The following is a 20,186-nucleotide window of genomic DNA, read 5'->3' as shown; positions in this document are numbered from 1 at the left end:
TTGGAGACGGAACAGAACCCTGCGGGAGCGAGCTTGCTCGCGATAGCCGTCGAACATCCAACATTGATGTAGGCTGATCCGATGCTTTCGCGAGCAAGCTCGCTCCCACAAAAAGGTTGGGGTGAACTCGGGATGCGTGTCCAACCCCAGGAGTGTGTGGGGACGTTCTAGCGAACCTTGAACCGCCCCATAATCGCATTCACCCGACCATTGGCCTCCAGCAACTGCCGGGTATTACGCTCACTCGCCAAGCCGCTTTCCACCAGCTCTTCCACCATGTGACGAATCTGCACCATGCTCCGGTTGATCTCGTCGGTCACCGCACTTTGTTGCTCGGCGGCGGTGGCGATCTGCGTGCTGAGGCTGTTGATCTGGCTGACCGAGCCGGCCATTTCGTCCAGGCCCGAGTTCACCCGGGACGTGGCGTCGGCGGCCGATTGGCAACTGGCCTGGGTGTTTTCCATGGCCGCGACCGACGAGCTCACGCCTTGGGTCAGGCGGGTCAGCATTTCGTTGATTTCCGAGGTGCTGGCCTGGGTGCGGGCCGCGAGGGCGCGGACTTCGTCGGCGACCACCGCGAAGCCACGGCCCTGTTCGCCGGCCCGGGCGGCTTCGATGGCGGCGTTGAGGGCCAGCAGGTTGGTCTGCCCGGCAATCGCCCCGATCACGCCGAGGATCTCGGTGATGCGTTGTGCATCCTGCTGCATGTTCTCGACTTTGCGCGTGGCGCTGGCGACTTCATCGATCAGCGCCACGACGCTGTTGGACGCTTCGCCGACCACGACGCGAGAACGATCGGCATGTTCGTTGGCCCGCTGGGTGAACGCTGCTGTCTCCGCCGCATTTTGCGCGACGCTTTCAGCCGTGGAACTCATCTCGGTGATCGCCGTCACGGTCTGGTCGGTTTCCGAAGCATGACGCATGAGGATTTCGCTGGTGTGGGCCGAAGTCTGCTGCAGGTTGTCCAGGCTCGAGGCCATGGCGCCGGTGGCCTGGGTGACTTCGCCGATCATGTCTTGCAGGTAGGCGATGAACTTGTTGACCGAGTGACCAATGGCGCCCAGTTCGTCTTCGGCGCGGATGGTGATGCGGCGGGTCAGGTCGGCGTCGCCGGTGGACAGCGCATCGATGTTGCCCTTGAGGATCTTCATGCGGTGGGTCAACTGGCGGATCGCATACAGTTGCATCAGCACCAGCAGGATCACCATGGGAATCTGCAGCAGGCTCAGCGTGTTCAATACGTCATCACGCTGGGCGGTGATCAGGCGGGTCGGCAACGCGGTGGCGAGAAACCAGGGCGAGCCTTCGATGGGCCGCATGAAGAACGTGCTGGCTTCGCCCTTGTTGTCGAATTCGACGCGCTGCAGTTGGTCACGGTTGGCCAGGCCAGCCTTGACCTGGGCCGCAAACGGTGAGGTCGCCGCCAGCTCGCTGATGTTCTTGAGCACGATCGGGCCGCTGATCCGCGAGCTGTTGCTGATGATCTTGCCGTCGCCTTCGACGATCAGCATTTCGGCGCTGAGTTCAGCTTCCTTGCGGGCAATCAGGTCGTTGAAGAAACCCAAGGTCACGTCAATGGTGGAGACGCCATAAGGCGCGCCGTTCTTCTGGATCGCCATTGCACAGTTGGTGCGTGGCTCGGCACTGGCGTCGTCCTTATAGGCGGCGGCCCAGGCGCATTTGCCAGGCGGTGTAGCCATGCCGCCCTTGTGCCAGGGTTGCTCGTAATAGTTTGGCGCGGCGTCGCTGTTCCAGAACGTGTTGACGATCAGCTTGCCGGAGGCGTCGCGATGCCAGAAGGTGCTGAACTTGCTGCGGCCTTCCGCACGCTGGTTGGGCAACGGCCAGATCCCGCCGCCAAACACTTTCAGTTCGCCGTATTGATCCACCAGGCCTGGCAACACCTTGTCGATGGCGTCGCTGTCGAGCAATGGAATGGTCTGGGTGATGCTGCGTTGTTGGGCTTGGACTTTGTTCAGTTCGCCCTGGATCTGCTCGGCAACCTCGGCAATGCGGTTCAACGCCACTTGCTCCTCGGTGTGGCGCAGCTTGGGTGCGACCAGGTAGCTGATGCCAACAACGGTGAGGATGGACAACACCAGGATGAACAGAACCAGGAACAGCGTGTAGCGGGCCTGAATGGTGCGCAATGAGGGCATGGGGTGTTCCTTGCACGAGGGCGTCTTTCAGAAACAGTTGGTATGGGCGTACCAGGTTGTATCGGCTTCCTTGCCGATAGCTTAAGTGGGGAGGGGACGTGACGTCAGGCGGCCGAGCTGGCCTGCGTGGTTTTCCAGGCTTGGGCGTGGGCCTGCCACTCATCGTGGAGGCGTTGCATGGAGGCCGATTGCAGATGGAGCTGGCGCGGCTCTGCAAGGCGGTGGAACAGCGCCTGCCAACCTTGTGCGGTGTCAGTGGGCATTATCCCGGTGAAGAAGAACCCGGCAGTCATCAGCAGGCGATGGTCCGTGGCAAAGTGTCGACCGAGGCCGAGCCGTACCGACAATGGCCAATGGAGCGGCAGGCGTTGCAACTGCCCGACGAGGCAGGCGTCCACCCGTTCTGCCACGATGTCGACTCGGCCGGGTAGATGGCTGATCCGCAACGGTTGTGTCCCGGCAGGTCCCTCGTCGAGGCGGGTCCCGAACCGTGATGCCAGCGGCTCCATCAGCCATTGGCAGGGGGCTGGCCACTGGAGCCGCGGTAGCGGTGGGAGGCCGCCGTTGACCCGTTGGCAGCCGATTACAATGGTTTCGGCCTGGTCCGTGGCGAACGGCGAGGGCACGAAATCGGGTAGCAGGCCGACGTCATCAAATCCCAGCCGTCGAGACAAACGTTGGCTGAAGGGATGGCTCGTGACCTGTTTGATCGATAGCCGGGCGAGCCCGAGCGCCCGGGCGCCGTCCAGCAATTGTTGCCCCAGCCGCGAGGCAATTTGTCTGCCCTGCAGGTCGGGGTCCACCGCAACCAGCGCCAGTTCCGCGTCCAGACTGGCTTTGGCGTGTCGGCACAATGCGGCATGACCGACCACGCGGTCCCCCGTCACGGCGACCAGCGAATGCCAGCGCTCCTGCAAATTATGTTGGCAAATCATCTGCGGCATGTAGACGTCTGGCGAGACGTAGTGATCGCCGTATACCCGGCGGAACAGCTCGCAAGTGCTGACACTGTCCGCTGGCTGGAACGGTCGGATGAGCAGATTGTTCATACGGCGTCCCCCGTTGCCTTCGGACCGTACACCCGACGATCGATGATCGACAGATGCTTGCCGGAACGGGGATGACGGTCCAGCGCCTTCGTGTCGCAGATCTGCACGTCGACATGGAGTCGTTCGAGGCCTGGATATTGCTCGATCAGCGCGGCTTTCAGTGCATGCGATCGAGCCTGGCCTGCGTTCGCCTGTGCGTCGGCTACCCACTTGAATAACAAGCGGTCATTGCCCTGTGTGTGCTCGATGATCAGTTGCCATTGCGAACCACCGGCCACGCGCCGCGTGATGTCGCTGATCTCCTCGGGAAACAGCGACAGCACGCCAACACGGACGCGACGGCTTTCTGCGCTGCGTCCCTGGAGGGCGAACTTGCGCTGCGGGGCGCCGGCAGGTTCGCACCAGCTGGCGCGGTCTCCCACCGGATATTTGATGATGGGCATCAGGGTTCGGGTGAGGTTCGTCACCACCAGGTTCCCCGTTTGACCGCACCCCTCGATCACGTTGCCACTCAGGTCGTCGATAATTTCCACGCGTGTGTGTTGGTCGAACACCCGGTGCTCGCCCAAGCCGCAATCAGGCGTGCTGGCGCCCACCAGGCCGGCGTCAACGCTGGCGTAGCCGATGGACGCGAAGCGCGCGTTCGGGAGGACGCGCTTCAATGTCGGCATTTGGCTCTCGAAGAGATTCTCGCCACCAAACAGGACGGTGGTGATCTGCGGCAACACGCGGCCTTGCGCGATGAGGTGGCTGGCGAAGGCGAGCAAGTGCGCAGGAACGCCCACGAGCACGTTGATGCGGTGCGCGGCGATGGCATCGGCCAGCACGTCGAGTTCCACCGAGCCGGTGAAAGGAAATTCGGTGATCCCGACGTCGACGCTGCACAGGGCACCGTGGATAAACAAGAAGCTGGCGTAGAGGTCTCCCGAAAAAAACAGATTGGCGATGCGATCCCCCGCAGCCAGTTGGGCAGACAGGCTCTGGCCAAAACAATCGAGCATCAATTGCCATTCTGCGTGGGTATACACCGACAGCTTGCCTTGGCTGGTCGTACCCCCGGTCTTGAAAACCAGTGCGTCCTTCACGTGATCGGTCAGCACTGGCCAGCTATCCAGATCGTCACTGCCTTTCCAATATTCGCCGAGATTGACGACCGGCAATTGGTTGAATCCACAACCCTGCGTGGGTAGATGACGCAGTTGAGCGTTATAAAACGCCGAATGCGTGCGGATATGGTCGAGCCATTGCTCGTAGGGTAAAGACGCGCTCATCAGGATTTTCTCAAGGCTTTAAGGTCGGCTTATTGATTGGCGGGCGAGATCGACTGGTGGGGCATTCTGCTGTCGATCACCAGCGGGACTTTGCCGCTGTGTTTGTTGCGTTCGAAATGTTCGAGCGGGCAGTGCTGGACATCCAGGACGAGCAGCGTGGCATTGACTGACGTGCGTAGCGGTGCGATTGCCAACACGTTGCGTCGCACCGTGACGGGGTCGCCATCGGTACGAATCAGCAGTCGCTCGCAACCGCTGCTTTCATGGTCGAGCACGATCTGGACGGCCGCTTGCGCCCGTTCGGCCAGTTCGCCGGTATTGATGAACTCCGTGGCAATGCGTATCAGGCGGCCGTGGCGTTCACGCAGCTCGAATCTCGGCGACTCCAGGCCGCACGAGCAGGGGCCGGGCACCCAGCGTCCAAGATCGCCAACCTCATATCGCTGCAACGGATGCGCCTGGCGTATGCGGGAACTGAACAGCAAGCGACCGGTTTCCCCCGGACCGACGGGCGCATCCTGTTCTACATGGACGATCTCCAGGGATTGAATGCTGTCCATGAGATGGAACACGCCGTCACTGCTGTCGATGCAGGCATGGCCGAGCGGGCCTGCGTCCACGGTGCCGTAGATCGCCGAACGAATGCAGGTGACGCCGCATTGCTGGAGCAACGTGCGGCTCTCTTGCCCCAGGTGCTCGCCACCCAGCATGACTTTTCGAACGCCGCCGTAGCCTTGGAGTGCGGCGCGCTGGGAAGAGAACAATCGCTGCAAGGTACTTGGCATGCCGACCAGCGTGTTGATTTGGTGAGCGACGATCAGCGCTGCGATTTCTTCGAAGTTATCGTCCGGTGGCGCGCTCATGGGGTAATGCACGACGTTCATCTGTTCCAGGATCTTGCTGAAACTGAGGAATCCGCCGTACAGGCTGCCGCCGTAGAACAGGTTCATGACCCGATCCTGTGCCGGGTCAAGGCCCGCCGCGCGCAGCCCGTCGGCGGCGGCGCGCATATGGCGATCGAAATCGCGGTAGGTGTAGGGCGACAGCACAGGGGCGCCGCTGCTGCCGCCCGAGCGGAAGAACAGTTGCGCTTCAGGGGCCGGGGGCAGGGCGAGGAACGCGGCCTTGTCCATGATCGGCGTGCCGGCGCCTGGCGATAAAGCCGCCGCAGGCGCATCCAGCGTGACACGGTGACTCGCAGCATGGGCTTCAAGGCCGACCGATACCCGACGACTCAATCGCTGCAATCCATAGACCCCGTCGTGGGGCTCGCCGTCATAGCCCTGCTGGATCTCGGTCGTGGAGGTGATACGGGATACGCCGGCGCTTATCAGGCGGCGCGCCAACGCAGGTGCTCGCCCTGGCTCACAGACGAGGGCGCAACTCTGCAGCACATTGCGCCATGGCAGCAGGGCTTCAGCGAGCATCGCTTCGGGCACTGGCCTTAGCAGCAATGTTCGAAACAGCGGAGAGGGTTGCAGGTCGCGATGGTGTTCCCAGAGGATGCGCCAGCCGTCACCGGCCCAGACCTGACCGGTTTCGTTCGCGAAGCTGTAATCCAGGCGGGCCAGTGCCGTTCGGGTGGTGATTTCGCACGCTTCTGCGGCGGTGGCTTCCAGAATGGGCCAGTGCCCGGTCCGGCGTGCGAAGGCATCTGCCAGGGCGCAGCCCAATGCCTGTAGCTGCGCAGGCTCATCGCTGTCTACCAACAGCCATTGCGGGCTGGAACAGGCTTGTTGATCGAGGCGGCAGACTTCATCAACCAGGGCATCCAGGGTCTGTGCGGTGGCAGCGAACGGCGTGATGTAGGCGAAGCTGATCCGGTGACCCCAGTCAATCCAGCGGCAGCCACTTGGCATCTGTTCGCGCAGCGCCTTCAGGGCTGTTTCACCGCCCCATGCGCTGACGCCCTGGGCCAGTGCGAAGATACGGCCGACCTCCCGGGAGGGGACGGGCAACACCGCCAGGTAGTCTCGCAATCGCCCGCTCGCATCGCACCCGACGAATGCTGCCAGCAGCCGCGCCGTAAGGTCGCCATCACGGGTGCTGGGGCGCAACCAGTTCACGTTGCCCGCCAACAGGCCTTCCAGCGCTGCGCAGAAGCCCAGCAACGGTGAGTTGCTCGGCGTCACGTGCACCACCAGGCCGAGGGGCTGCCAACTTTCGAAGGAGCCGTCGCTGTAGTCGATTCGCCGCAGCGAGCGGCTGTCGGCGCCCAGCTCTCGCTCCAGTTTGAGCTCCAGCGCGGGCCGCCCGCAGAAGGCAACCAGGGCCTGGCGCTGATCCTCGTCGAGCAGTGGCCCTGCGGCTGCCGTGGGCAGCCATTGAACGAACGCCGCTGCACAGCCCAGCACCTCTTCGCTGCGAGGCGGGGCTTCCAGCAGGGCGGGGAGTTGGGCTTGCAAGCGCTCGAGCGCGGCGTCGAATGTCAGCTCGGCAGTCAACCGACCGTTGATGAGGTACATATCAGTTTTCCTTGATCATTTCGGCAGCGGCCATCGCGCAGCTTCGGCTCGCACGGGTGCCGGCCCGGCCATGCAGTTCGAACCACTGGGTTTGCAGGCCACACTCGCAGTTGGCCGGGTGCAGGGTCGCCAGATCGCTCATCACCACGGCGTGGGCGGGACTTGACGAGATGTAGGGCGAGACGAACGACAGCAGCCCTGGCTCGCCAAACGGCTGGACGCTGAAATCCGAAGGGTGACGCACGAAGACTTTCGAATAGACCGGCACGTGGAATCGATGGCGGGCGCATTCGATATAGGGCACCGCGTGTTCGACTGCACCGTAACCGTCGCGGCAGCGTTGGGGCTCGATACCCAATTGGCGGGTAATGCGTGCATAGACCAACTGACGAGGAATTTCCTCGGCTGCCTGTTTTTTCCAGCCGCCGCCCAGGAAGACCAGCGAGCCGGGCGCGAGCCTGAGGTCCTGCATGCCGGTTTCACGCATACGCTCAAGGACATGCCAGAGCAGCGCCGGGAAGCCGAAGATCCGCACCGGCAATCCTTCCTCGGCGAAGGATTGCAGGGCGCTGATAACGCCGAACACGTCGAATTCATGACCTTTTCCGGTGCGTCGTAACGCGTAGGCAACGCGGTTGGCCGGGGCGAATCGGCACAGGAACTGGTCGGTATACGCGGTGCCGAGCCGATTGGCCGCTTCGGGCTCATGACTGAACAGCAGGTAATTGCATGGCGCGTCCGGCGTGGACCAGTCGTAATGTTCGAAGATGTTGGCGACCATGCCTTGGGCCGCGGCCATGCTGCGCTCGTCATAGCGCATGCGACTTTTCTGGCCGCTGGTGCCCGAGGATGTCAGCTCCAGTGCGCCTTCGGCGGTGGGGCTGAGCAGCATCCTCTGTTTGAAGTAGCTGGCGTAGATCGGTGGCAGGCGCGACCAGTCGGCCAGGTGTTCGAGGTCATCGACCGAAAGCCCGTTGGCGTTGAGCCAGTGTTCATAGCCAGGTGTGTGATGGCTGTGGAAGAGGCTGATTTCCGCCATGGCTTTGTCGAACAGGCCCACGGGAACCGAATCGAGGGCATACGGGTGGGGCAATGCACACAGGGCATCTGCGTGTGGAAAATGAATCATCGGGTATTCCTCTGGAGCAGCGAATTCAGACTTGGGCGGTTGGCCGCGAGGCGAAGAGGCGCAAGGCAAGCAGGCAGCCAAGACCGGCGATGCCGACCATCAGCGCGAAGGATTCCAGGCTCGCTCCGGCGCCCAGCAGGGCCAGCAGCGAGCCCGTCGCGCTCATGACCGCGATGGAAATCATCCCGACCATGGCCGATACCAGGCCTTTGCTGTCGTCGCTGGCGAACAGGGCCAGCCGATACAGCGCGGCATTGCCCATGCCGAGCCCGATGGCGTACAGCGACAGGCCACTGACCAATACGGGCAGCGAAAGGGTGAACGGGCTGGCGACGATCAGCGCGACCAGACCGGCACAGAAGGGCCACAGGCTGTAATGGAGCACCTGGCGCACACCGACCCGGTCCACCAGCGCATTGAGGATGAAATTACCGAGGATGACCGCCGAGAAAACCGGAACCTGCCAGATTCCGTACGCCAATGGAGACAAGCCCTGGCCTTGGATCAGCAGCAGGGGCGACAGACCGATCCAGGCAATCAGCGGCAAGCTCATCAGCCCCAGTGCGACGCTGGCCGACATGAACCCCACATGGCCGAGCAGGGCGCCGTATCGCCGGACCAGCGAACGCAAGTCGAACGCTTCGACACTGGAGGCTCGAGCATGGGCGGGCACCCCATGGATCGTCCGAGGCATGAACCACCACAGGGCCAGCCAGCTCACCAGCCCGAGGCCGGCCAGCAACATGAACAGTTCGCGCCAGGACAACCATTGCAACAGCAGCCCGCCTGCCAACGGCCCAAGCAGGGGCGAGAGCAGGGCGAGATTGCCGAGCAACGCCATGACTTTCACGGCAGCGGATTCAGGGAATATTTCCTGGATGGCGGGATAGCTGACTGCAATCACGAAGCCCAGGCCCATTCCCTGGATCAGGCGAAGCCCATTGAAGCCGTGCATGCTGCTGACCTGGGTGATCGCAGCGCACGCCAGCACGAAGCCGGCGCAACCGACGAGCATGTAGGGGCGTCGTCCCTGGCGATCCGACTGGGGGCCGATCAACCACGGCAACAGGACGCCGCCCAGTAGATATAGGTTGAACGCGTAGGGAATCTGGTCCGGGGACGCATCGAGGTCCTGGGTGACCATGAGCATCGCCGGCATGACCAGGTCGCTGGCCATGTAAGTGAGGCATTCGAACAGGGCGATCGCCAGGCAGAAGCCTGCCACGCGAAGGGGTGAAAGAGTGCTTGGCTGAGTTTGCATGGGTTCCCAACGTTGGTTTCAAAAAAGAAGAAATCACTTCTTTTTCGAGAGTACGTTGGCGATATGCACGGTCGGAAGACGCCTTTACCTTTGTTGGCAGGGGAAAGTGCGCTTGTGTTTGTAGGAGGCGTCCTTCAGAGGAAGATTACGCAGCGAGATGGTAAATATTCAGGTGGCCGATGAAGCCGTTGATGATTTCCCGCTACCGCAGTCGCGCGTGTTACTCGGGCGGCGGTACCATAGGGCGCTGCATCGCCCCGTGACACTGGCAAGACGGTGTCTGGAAAACGGGTGAAAGGCAGAACGAATTACTTCAGGAAGCTGGCAAATGACTCATTCGCAACGTTTGAAATACTCGATTCTGGTGGTTGTCGTCGTCCTGGCGATCATGCTCGGACTGTCCTGGATGCAAGGCAAGGGCATGATCAGCGAGCAGCTGTTTCAATACATCGCCATTGCCGTGGCAGTCATCGTCGTGGTGATCAACGGCGTGATGCGGCGCAAGGTCAAGTCCTGAGCGCCGCTCATTCCCTGGCGCTGAGCCGGGCCACGGCCTGGTGATGCAAGCTGTAGCTTTTATCGAGATTGAGCGTGACCACGCCCTCGCTGCACAGGCGCTTCAGGACTTCGCGCACGCTCAGGAAGGACAAGGGAATGTCCAACCCCAACAACTGGCTGTGAACACCTCGCACACCCAGTCGACGGTTTTCATCGGCGGCCTTGAGCAAGGCGTCGATGACCTTCAGGCGAATCAGGCTCGTCCTGAGTCCGTAGCTCTTGAGCAGGCGCTTGATCTGCTCGTTGCTGCCTCGCTCCGCTGACCCGAAGACGCCATTGGACGCGGTCGGCGTGACACGGGACGAACCTGGCTTACCCTCCCTGGGTACTTGCGCGTTATGCATGTAAAAGACTCCATACCAGCCTGACAGAAAAGATCGGATGCTCTCCTGTAATAGGACGAACGAGAGCGGCCAATCATGAGGGGGATGATGTGAAAAAATTGCCTGGATACGCTCAATTCCCTGTAGAGGCGGGTCGCCGGGCCGTTAATTTTTTTTCATCCGGTTCGTTCTCAAGGAAGGTGCTTTTTGCGTTCAAGCACGTCGCCGTTGTATTTCAGGCCAGGCCGCCGGTTTCTACGGCCCTGGTTCTTGAGCGCTTTTGATCAGGAGTGAATGTGGGAATGTCCGGGCAGTTATCGAGGTTTTGTCTCGCCGGTGCCTTGCTGGGGTTGACCCTGGGCTTGAGTACCGTCGTCAGCGCACGAGGCGAGGCCGGGCAGGCCACTGCCGAAATTCGTCGCACCAGTTTTGGCGTGCCGCATATTCGCGCCCAGGATGAGCGGGGGTTGGGGTACGGCATCGGGTATGCGTATGCGCAGGACAACCTGTGCCTGCTGGCCAACGAGATCGTGACGGTCAATGGGCAGCGCTCGCGCTATTTCGGCCCGGAGCAGGTGACTGTCGAGCAGCGGGGAAACCGTGCCAGCGATCTGTTCTTCACCTGGCTCAATACGCCACAAGCGGTGTCCGGTTTCTGGCAGGCCCAGACGCCCCAGGTCCAGCAACTGGTCGAAGGTTACGCCGCCGGCTACAACCGTGCGCTGGCCGAACGCAAGGCGAAAGGCCTGCCGGAACAATGTGCAAGCGAGTGGGTTCGGCCGATCACCGCGCTGGATCTCGTCAAGCTGACCCGGCGCCTGCTGGTGGAGGGCGGCGTCGGCCAGTTCGCCGAGGCCTTGGCCGGCGCGCAGCCGCCCAAGGCCACCGCGCAGGCGGCCGTTTCGACGTCCGGCTTCGCGGTTGCGGCGGCACACCAACAACGCTTTGCCCTGGAGCGCGGCAGTAACGCCCTGGCGATCGGCAGCGAACGGTCATTCAACGGGCGTGGCATGTTGTTGGCGAACCCGCACTTCCCTTGGGTGGGAGGCATGCGGTTCTATCAGATGCACCTGACGATACCGGGCAAGCTGGACGTCATGGGGGCAGCGTTGCCGGGCCTGCCGATGATCAACATCGGGTTCAGCCAGCACCTGGCCTGGACCCATACCGTCGACACGTCCAAGCATTTCACGCTGTACCGCCTGCAACTGGATCCCAAGGATCCGACCCACTATCTGCTGGACGGCAAGTCCGTGCCGATGAGCCAACAGACGGTCACGGTGGACGCCAGGCAAGCCGATGGGCAGGTCAAGCCGGTTTCCCGGGTGGTCTACGGTTCGCAGTTCGGGCCGATCGTGCAATGGCCCGGGAAGTTGGATTGGGACAACCGGTTCGCCTACAGCCTGCGCGATGCCAACCTGGAAAACGACCGGGTGCTGGCGCAGTGGTACGCGATGAACCGCGCCGTCACGCTCAAGGACCTGCAGGATTCGGTCCAGCGGATCCAGGGCATCCCCTGGGTCAACACCCTGGCGGTGGACGATCAGGGACAAAGTCTGTACATGAACGTGTCCGTGGTGCCGAACGTCGACGCCAATAAACTCGCCCGCTGCAGCGATCCCAGGGCTGGACAGAAACTGATTGTACTGGATGGCTCGCGCAGCGAATGTGCCTGGGACGTGGACGCCGGCACTGCCCAGAAGGGCATCTTCGCAGCGGATAAACTTCCGCAATTGCTGCGTCGCGACTATGTGCAAAATTCCAACGATTCGGCGTGGCTGGTCAACCCCGCGCAGCCCTTGTCCGGCTATTCGCCAGTCGTCAGCCAGCAAGACCTGCCGCTGGGGCTGCGGGCGCGTTTTGCCCTGGACAGCCTGGCGCAATTGGCCAAGGCGGGACCGGTCACAGCGAGTGACCTGCAGCGTCTGGTCATGGACGATCAGGTATACCTGGCCGATCAGGTCATGCCAGACCTGCTGGCTTTTTGCGCCGCCGACCTGGGGCCCGACGCGCAGCCTTTGACCGAGGTGTGCACTCGCCTGAAACGCTGGGATCGCACCGCGAGCCTGGACACCGGCGTGGGTTTCGTTCATTTCCAACAGATCATGCAGGCGTTGCAGCCGGTGCCTGGCCTTTGGCGCGTGGCGTTCGACCCGAAGGATCCACAACATACCCCGCGTGGCCTGGCAGTCGAGCGGCCCTCCGTTGCCGAGGCGTTGCGTCAGGCCATGCGCGCATCGCTGGAATCGGTGAAAAAAGCCGGACTTCCGGCTGACAGCCGATGGCAGGATGTTCAGGTCGCCAGCCGTGCTGACCGTCGCATCCCCATTCATGGCGGACCGGGCGAGTTGGGCATCTACAATGCGATCCAGAGCGTGCCGGGTGCGAACGGTAAGCGGGAGGTGGTCAGCGGCACCAGTTATCTGCAAGTGGTGACGTTTGATGGCAACGGTCCCAAGGCCCAGGGATTGCTGGCATTCTCGCTTTCCAGCGATCCTTCATCGCCTTATTCGGTGGATCAGACCCAGGCATTTTCAAAGCGACAGTTGAGTGCGTTGCCGTTCACCGAGCAGCAGATCAAGGCCGATCCGCATTATCAGGCAGTGACCATTCGAGAGGATGAGCCAGTGAGCAGGGTCGTGACGCACTAATTGCGGGCCATGAACAAAAGCCGCGACCCGAAGGGGCCGCGGCTTTTCAGTTTTTGCTCGGTCGGGGGCCGATAGCGTTCAGCACCAGGTTGCCGTCCTTGTTCTGGGTCAGATAGACCGGCAACACCTTGGGCAGCGATGGCACGAGGTTCTTCACCTCGTTGAGGTTGTAGATCCCGCCGATGCGCAGGGTGCCGGTGGTGTTGTCGGCCAGCATGACCGGATGATCGAGGTAGCGGTTGATCAGCGGCAACGCGTCGGACAAGGCCAGGTTGTCGAGGACAAGTTTGCCATTGCGCCACGCCAGCGAGTTATCGTCGGCGGAAACCTCACGGACCTGCGGCTGGTAGTCGCCAGCCTTGTAGCTCGCCTGCATGCCGGGCGACAGTTGCGCCCCGTTGGCATTGGAGGCCTTGTTGCTGGTCACCCACACCGAACCTTCCAGCAGCGTGACCTTGACCTGATCCTGATACAACCAAACGTTGAAACGAGTACCGGTCACGCGCACCTGGCCCTGGCCTGCCCGAACGATAAACGGATGCTGCTTGTCGTGGCTCACGTCAAAAAAAGCTTCGCCCTTTTTCAGCGTCACGCGACGTTCATGCTTGTAATTGGCAAACACCAGTTCACTGCCCAGGTTGAGTTCCACCTGGCTGCCATCGTCCAGCGTGACCTGCCGTCCGGTCGCGCCCGCCTCGAATCGTTGATAGGTGTTCGGCACCCAGCCCAGGTTCCAACCGGTGAAAGCGGCCAAGGGCACGCCCAGCGCGAGCACCGTGGCGGCGACGGCCAGTTGGCTCCAACGCGTGCGAGGGCGACGGTTCGAAGCAGCAGGCGCAGGCTCGACGCGCGGCAGGTGTTCAGCCGTGCCCCAGATCTCCAGCATGGCTCCGTATTCGAAAGCGTGCAGGGGATCAGCGTCGTGCCAATGCTCGAACGCCAGCCGTTCGGCATCCGTGCAGTCGTCAGCATGCAAACGCATGCACCAATGCGCGGCCGCATCGGTGATGGCGTCGTATTCGGCTTCCGAGAGTGTACGTTCGGTCATTGACTCTTCCTGGTTTGCCGCATTCTAACCCTCGGGAGCCATTGTCGAGAACAGCGATGATGGCGTTTGCGCAGTAACTGCCCGGTTTTTCTCGTGTTTGAAAGGTATGCGCATTCGCTCCTGCATCGGACTGTCTCATAAGCGTCGTGAAAAAAAGATCAATGGGGAGGGCTCGGATCGAGTTGGCGTCCCAACTCGCAGATCAGCAGCGTAATGGAATCGGCGTTGCGCAGGATGACGTCGATACGTTTGTCTGCAGAAGTCGGATCGAGGAAGGCATCCCGTGCCGCGTCCATGTTCCGGGTACCGGTCGTTTTCAGGAGTTCCCTGGCAACCTTCTTGTGTCCAGGCAACTGATCAATGCTTTTGTAGGTGTTGGTTGTCTCATCCCAGTCGGTGAACAACTTGGATTTTGGCGTAGCCAGCGAAAGACCTTCCTCCTGCAACTCTTTTTGCTCGTCGTATTTCTTCTGTCCGAGGTGGCTTACCGTCGAGATCAAATCCAGAAAGGGATTCATGGTGTCCAGGTAGATGATATCGATCGTGTGCGTAAGCAGATGGGACATCTCGTGAATAATGACCGCTCCTTGAGCATGGGCGTCAACATCGAAGGGCTGTGGTACGGCGGATCTATACCAACCCAGTTTCATGTGGAAAAAGAATTGGGTGAGATAAATCCTTTTGGCGCCCGAGCCGTCGAACACAAAGGCTGTGGCCCTATCCTCCAGATATTTTAAATGGCCGACTACAAAGCGCTCCCCATTCTGTTTTCCCCAAGTGGGGTTGGCCAATGCCCGGCATATCGGTGAAATTGCTTTTTCTATTTTGCCGAGAAGCTTGGCGTCGACGCTGTTTACCCCGAACATGGTGGTCAGATAGGTATCCATCCGCGAGCCTGGAAGAACCAGTCGCTTCAGATGCCCGAGGTTATGGAGGGCATTGGATGTATAGAACCTTGCTGTTTCCAACGCCTGAACAATCATTTTGGCGCGGCTTGGGTACTTCCTCTGTATTTCAGCCATTCCCCTGGCTTCGATATTCAGTTCTCCCTTGGCTCTCAAGTCGCTGTAGACGACGGACAGTTTCGACGCAGCCTTGCCAAAGTGGATGGTCTGGCGCTCGGTATCGATTACCCAGGTCTCGCCGTCAGAAGAGCGCTTGAGCACTGGTCCCTGGGACTCACCGCGAACGATGCGCCAGGTTTGGTCGTATTTGGCGACCTGATAGACTTTGCCGGCCAGGGGGACATAAAGTCTGCTGGTTGCCAGTGACCTGAAGGTGCCATCCACAGCGTTTTTCTGCAGGTTCGCGAGGCTTATGTTGGTGGCTTCGAACACTTGCAGATCGGTGCGATTCGCCGAGGTGCTTGCGATATCTTTCCAGGCCGACTGTGTCGGGTTACTGGTGCTCGGCTCGATGGGGTCCAGAAGGCCAAACGTATCGTCGCGATTCAAGAAGCCCAATGACACCATCTCTGCCGCGCCGGCAATAAAGTCGTACAGGCCCGCTTTATAGTCATGTTCTTGCAAGGCTTCGGATGAGGCCTTGAAGTCCTCGTAACTCTCCCGAAGCGTTTCCAGGAAGTTGAGTTTGGCAGGCAAGTCTTTTCTTATCAGCTTTGCGCCAGAACTGAGCAGGTGCACGACCGTCGACCAGTCGAACGAGCCATTGTCCTGGTTTTGTGAGGTGAACAAGTTCGAGATCAGCTTCGCGTTATCGCTGTAGATTTCGTCAAGCGTATTAGTGTTGATCGGATTCGAAGCCAGGGTGATTTCCGATGTTTGCCCCAGGGTAGCGGCAAAAAGATTCTTGAAGGTGGCTTGCTGCGCCTCGGGCAGGCGGCGAATCAGCAGGTTCTGCAGCAAACCGGGCTGATTGAAGGCCGCGACGACACTCGCCTCATCCTTGAACTCGGTGAGCTGATGACCTTCGTAGTAGGGGGAGTAAAGGATATGGGAGCCGGTTGGCGCGGTGCTTGAACTGATCAAATAAAGCCCCAATGCCTTCACCGCCGTGGCGCCCTGGGTCGTGATCAATTCCAGGGGCCGAATAAGCGCTTGGGTGCCTTTTACCGCCCGGCGCGCGATCGCGTCCGGCATGTCAAGTACTTGGCGGACAAGGTCGAAGGCTGCCGGGGACAGGTATTGTTGTAGATACCTCGCATGGGCATATTGAAGCAGTTGCCAAGGTAACTGCTGGGCAAAGCGTCGACTGTTGGGCTGGACGTTCCCCGCGTCGCCAGTGAGTACCCGGCTAACGCTTGTTTTATAGGTGGTAGAAATATCCAGCGATGACAGAAGAGCCCTGACGGCTGCCTCGTTAAAACCGTCCGGCAGTTTCTCGGTCGATGTTGACGAAACCGTGAAGTCTTTTTCGGTCACCTCTTTGTGTTGCAGCGCAAAATCCGTCAAGGAGCAGGCTGGCCCGACAATCGCAAGCCTTGGCGTGATTTGAATGGTCTCCGGGTTCAGTTTTTTTCCCGGGAAGCGCGCGTCCATTAACGTCTTCAGTCTTTTCTGCACATAACTGCGCAGAGACTCGACCCCCTCCAGGTAGTCCTTGCCTTCGGCGGTGCTGTTCTTGTATTGCTCGAGTATTTCGATATGCAGGCGTTGCTCTTCAAGGGGGGCCGTGCCCAGCCAGGCGGGAAGCTTCTGCTGCCGCTCGTATGCCCTGGCAATGGACAGGGCGCGTTTCAGATTGGTGGGTGCCCCATTCTTCAAGAGCGCTTTAAGACCGTCGTTTAACTCCGACGGTGTCAGTTCGCTGTTCCCGATCTTCAATGTGCTGAGATAACCATATTCAGCCACCAAGTGGCTAATGAAGGAGTTCATTCGATTCAGAAGTACATTACCGGTGACCAGTTCAAAGTCTTCAAGCTGGTAATGTCGATGGGGCTTGCGTTCGGCTGGCTTCAAATTGACAAGCAAGCCAAAACGCCTCTGGCAGTCGAGCAGTTGCCGATTCAATTGTTGTGTAGCGACCTCGACCGAGCTGAAAGCCTGCAGTCCGTCAGCGGGTGTCCAGAGAATCGCCATGCCCGAATGAGGTGTGTCCAGTCCTCCTCGTTCGGTCAATAGGAAGCAATTGGCGAGCGACTGGAAAACAGTCACATCGTTTGATTTGCAGGACAGTCTCAACGAATAGACGTCGGGTCGAAATCCCCGGACTCCTTTGCGGTCCTCGCGCTGCGGATAATCATTGTCGAACTCAAAAACCGTTTCGATCAGTTCATTTACAATCGATGGCAGGGTTGCATTGGACGCTCTAAGTTCGGCTTCTGCACGGATGCCAAATGAAAAGGCACTGGTGAGTTTCGTACGCAGTTTGTCGAGCTCAACACTCAGATCAGTCACCTTGGTGATGGGCATCCGAGTGAGAAGCTCGTCGACGCCGCTTTCGATCTCCTCATACGTCGTCGCCTTTCGTTGCATTTGGTCGGCCATGTACGTTGAAGGCCGCAGTTTTCCGTAGAACGTAGGTTGGGTGCCCCAATGTCCGGTGACTGTCTGCTTCAGCAGGTCTTTATGGATAAAGGCGCGTATGTCGAGCGCTTTATCAACGAGCGCATGGATATCCACTTCGGCCTGGCGGGACATTTCCAGCGCATATCGCAGGTTCACACGCTGCTTATCAATGATTGTGTTGGCCAGGGACTCGGCGACCGGCAAGTTTATGGGCTTGCCTGAAATCTGCGGCTGGTCAAATTGCAGGAACCGGTTGCGCTCATCCAGGCTCAGGAGTTCATAGATCGCATTTTTTTGCTCGTCGGTATCAAACAGCGTCTCTTTAAAGTCGAGATAACTGTTCACTTTCAGTAGGCCTTGGTGAGGCGTAACCAGATAGTTTTCCTTGCCGCTGATCTTCAAGCTGCCGGCCAGTTCCACGTAGTTCGGTTCATATTCCCAAAGACGTACTGTTTCGATGGACAGCAGAGGTTCATCCCGGCGAGACGGCCTCAGCAGCCGAAGCAATTCCCCGCTTTGCGCGTCGGTCAGGCCCTCTTTTTCCCGTTCGACGAAAATAGTAGCCAACAGGCGGTCATGAATGACCTGGGAAAGAAATTTACGGCGAGAGATGTAGAGCGGACCGAGGGCATCCCAGAACTCAGTGATGCAGTCGGTCAGTTTCGGAATGAGTTTCGTAGCCGTTTCCCGGATTTTTTCTTCCCACGCTTGCGCGGTGTAGCTGGAGGCAGGGGAGCCGGGATGAGTCAGATCAATATCGTGCCCGGCAGGCCATCCTCGGTTGTGAAAATAGACCAGTACAGCATCGCTCAGCGCAATGCTCTCGGTGACCTTGACCGGTTTCACCGCTTGCGGTTGATCGGTCTTCGTAAGCGCAATACGAATCTGCCTGGGGTCAAGGTTCGGCAGGACTTCCTTGAGCGCCTGGTCCACCATCGAGACAAGCGAGGGCAGTGCGATCAGCTCTTTCACCATGGACGAGGCATTAAGGTCCTGGGCATCTTCGATGGATTCGATTTGGGTTTTGAAGATATCGCCATCAATGGTTCTTCGGCTCTGCTGGATAGCGATCGCGCCATTCAATTCGCTGCGTTGGACCATCGACAGGAGACTGAACAGCTTGTCGCGCTCCAAGGGCTTTCTCAGTGCTTGGGCAATGTTGTCCTCGAGTGATTTGGGGGCGTCGAACCTTTTGATTCCATCCCAAGGCGTATACAGAAAAGCGGGGTCGCCTTGCGAACCGTCGTCTTGTGCAGGCCTGCGCAGGGCGAAGCAGCCGGCCAGCGGAATGGGCGGTTTTGAGTCGCCTGCCAATAGAATCGTTTCGGCGATCATCTGCGGCGTTTGGGCTTGGCGCAGCGTGTGGCTGGACAGGGATGCATTTTGCAGCCAGTCGAGCTCTGCCTGCGTCAATCCATGGCCTGCCTTCAAGTCTTGCAGGTATCTGGCGGCCAGTACCTCGGGGAACAGGAGTGGCGTGGTTTCTGTACTCATCGTCGCTTCTCGGTCGTGGCGTCGCAGGGCGGCGCCCAGGTCTATGAAGCGGCCAGACTAGGGAGCGATGAATGAGCAGAGGCGGTACATAGTTACCGCACGTAGGGTTGGGAGGCCTGTCAGCCTCGTGGGGTTTCGAAGGACTTCTACAACGGTTGACAGCGCGCTCGTGCAGCGGTGTTTAATCACCTGGTCTTTCTCTTGCGCTGTTGCTACCTCCAATAAATCCATCAGGAGCTTCAGATGTCCGCGCTACCCGATCATGCCGGTTCTTGCACTTTATCCTTCGACGCTTTGGCGGGTCTGCTGGAGCTGGTTTTCAAACGCCATGGCACCTCGGCCGATGTCGCCCGCACCCTGGCCCTGAACTGTGCCGCCGCCGAGCGTGACGGTGCCCACAGCCATGGCGTGTTCCGCATACCCGGCTATGTCTCGACGCTGAACAGCGGTTGGGTCGATGGCCAGGCGGTGCCGGTGGTCGAAGACGTCGCCTCCGGGTTCGTCCGGGTGGACGCCTGCAACGGTTTTGCCCAGCCCGCCCTGGAAGCTGCCCGGCCACTGCTGGTGGAAAAAGCCCGCAGCGCCGGAATTGCGGTGCTGGCGATACGCAACTCCCATCACTTCGCGGCGCTTTGGCCGGATGTCGAGCCGTTTGCCTATGAGGGACTGGTGGCGCTGAGCGTGGTCAACAGCATGACCTGCGTGGTGCCCCATGGCGCGGACCGCCCGCTGTTCGGCACCAACCCCATCGCCTTCGCCGCGCCACGCGCCGGAGGCGAGCCGATCGTCTTCGACCTGGCCACCAGCGCCATCGCCCACGGTGATGTACAGATCGCCGCGCGCAAAGGCGAGCGTTTGCCACCCGGCATGGGTGTCGACAGCCTTGGCCAGCCGACCTGTGACCCGAAGGCAATCCTGGAGGGTGGCGCGCTCCTGCCGTTTGGCGGGCACAAGGGCTCGGCGCTGTCGATGATGGTCGAGTTGCTGGCAGCGGCGTTGACCGGCGGGAATTTCTCTTTCGAGTTCGATTGGCACAATCACCCGGGCGCCAAGACGCCATGGACTGGGCAACTGCTGATCGTGATCGACCCAAGCAAGGCCGCCGGGCAAGGTTTCGCCGAGCGTAGCCAGGAACTGGTCAGGCAGATGCACGGTGTGGGATTGCGCCGCTTGCCAGGTGATCGTCGGCACCGTGAGCGCAGCAAATCCAATGAGCAGGGGATCACGCTGGACGAGCAGACGCTGGCGCAGTTGCGCGAATTGGCCGGACTGTAAACCGCAAACGATTGTTTTTGTGGCGAGAGAGTACGC

Annotated in this window: 12 protein-coding genes; 3 read left to right on the top strand and 9 right to left on the bottom strand. The window is 60.2% G+C overall.

Annotated elements, in window-relative coordinates; translation table 11 throughout:
- Positions 1–167 precede the first annotated feature (167 nt).
- From JMN22_RS12920 to JMN22_RS12895, 6 genes are all read right to left on the bottom strand, one after another.
- On the bottom strand, positions 168–2,159 hold the full coding sequence (locus tag JMN22_RS12920) for a methyl-accepting chemotaxis protein (protein ID WP_198796971.1): 1,992 nt from the start codon (positions 2,157–2,159) through the stop codon (positions 168–170).
- A 104-nt stretch (positions 2,160–2,263) separates the two neighbouring features.
- On the bottom strand, positions 2,264–3,208 hold the full coding sequence (locus JMN22_RS12915) for a GNAT family N-acetyltransferase (protein ID WP_030142737.1): 945 nt from the start codon (positions 3,206–3,208) through the stop codon (positions 2,264–2,266).
- Positions 3,205–4,479, bottom strand: coding sequence for a phenylacetate--CoA ligase family protein (locus tag JMN22_RS12910; RefSeq protein WP_198796970.1), 1,275 nt, complete (start codon positions 4,477–4,479; stop codon positions 3,205–3,207). Before JMN22_RS12910 ends, JMN22_RS12915 begins: the two co-directional genes overlap by 4 nt.
- Positions 4,480–4,508: 29 nt before the next feature.
- Entirely contained in the window at positions 4,509–6,944 is a 2,436-nt protein-coding gene (locus JMN22_RS12905; protein WP_198796969.1) for an acyl-CoA reductase, read from the bottom strand.
- A gap of 1 nt (position 6,945) precedes the next feature.
- Positions 6,946–8,073, bottom strand: a complete 1,128-nt coding sequence (locus JMN22_RS12900; RefSeq protein ID WP_030142734.1) for a LuxE/PaaK family acyltransferase — start codon at positions 8,071–8,073, stop codon at positions 6,946–6,948.
- A 25-nt stretch (positions 8,074–8,098) separates the two neighbouring features.
- Positions 8,099–9,334: an MdfA family multidrug efflux MFS transporter gene (locus JMN22_RS12895; protein ID WP_030142733.1), complete on the bottom strand. Its 1,236-nt coding sequence runs from the start codon at positions 9,332–9,334 to the stop codon at positions 8,099–8,101.
- Between the two features lie 328 nt (positions 9,335–9,662).
- On the opposite strand from JMN22_RS12895, the gene JMN22_RS12890 reads away from it, so the two are divergent.
- Positions 9,663–9,851 carry a hypothetical protein gene (locus JMN22_RS12890; protein WP_030142732.1) on the top strand — a complete coding sequence of 63 codons (189 nt, stop codon included), beginning with the start codon at positions 9,663–9,665 and terminating at the stop codon, positions 9,849–9,851.
- Positions 9,852–9,858: 7 nt separating this feature from the next.
- Here the strand turns inward: JMN22_RS12890 and JMN22_RS12885 are convergent, their stop codons facing one another.
- The gene (locus JMN22_RS12885) at positions 9,859–10,236 is read right to left on the bottom strand and encodes a fe2+ zn2+ uptake regulation protein (protein ID WP_030142731.1); all 378 of its coding nucleotides are present in this window, start codon (positions 10,234–10,236) and stop codon (positions 9,859–9,861) included.
- 281 nt (positions 10,237–10,517) lie between these two features.
- On the opposite strand from JMN22_RS12885, the gene pvdQ reads away from it, so the two are divergent.
- Positions 10,518–12,866: a bifunctional acylase PvdQ gene (gene pvdQ, locus JMN22_RS12880; RefSeq protein ID WP_198796968.1), complete on the top strand. Its 2,349-nt coding sequence runs from the start codon at positions 10,518–10,520 to the stop codon at positions 12,864–12,866.
- A 46-nt stretch (positions 12,867–12,912) separates the two neighbouring features.
- Here pvdQ and JMN22_RS12875 read toward each other — a convergent pair whose 3' ends face one another.
- Together JMN22_RS12875 and JMN22_RS12870 are read right to left on the bottom strand one after the other, a co-directional pair.
- Complete coding sequence (locus tag JMN22_RS12875; protein ID WP_030142729.1) at positions 12,913–13,914, bottom strand: FecR family protein; 1,002 nt, start codon at positions 13,912–13,914, stop codon at positions 12,913–12,915.
- A 158-nt stretch (positions 13,915–14,072) separates the two neighbouring features.
- Complete coding sequence (locus tag JMN22_RS12870) at positions 14,073–18,875, bottom strand: dermonecrotic toxin domain-containing protein (RefSeq protein WP_198796967.1); 4,803 nt, start codon at positions 18,873–18,875, stop codon at positions 14,073–14,075.
- Positions 18,876–19,118: 243 nt separating this feature from the next.
- Here JMN22_RS12870 and JMN22_RS12865 point away from each other — a divergent pair, with 243 nt between their 5' ends.
- Entirely contained in the window at positions 19,119–20,150 is a 1,032-nt protein-coding gene (locus JMN22_RS12865; RefSeq protein WP_030142727.1) for an Ldh family oxidoreductase, read from the top strand.
- Positions 20,151–20,186 lie beyond the last annotated feature (36 nt).

Source organism: Pseudomonas sp. HB05 (assembly GCF_016756915.1).
Classification (GTDB): Bacteria; Pseudomonadota; Gammaproteobacteria; order Pseudomonadales; family Pseudomonadaceae; genus Aquipseudomonas; species Aquipseudomonas alvandae.
This window is presented reverse-complemented; position numbering and strand designations above follow the sequence as displayed.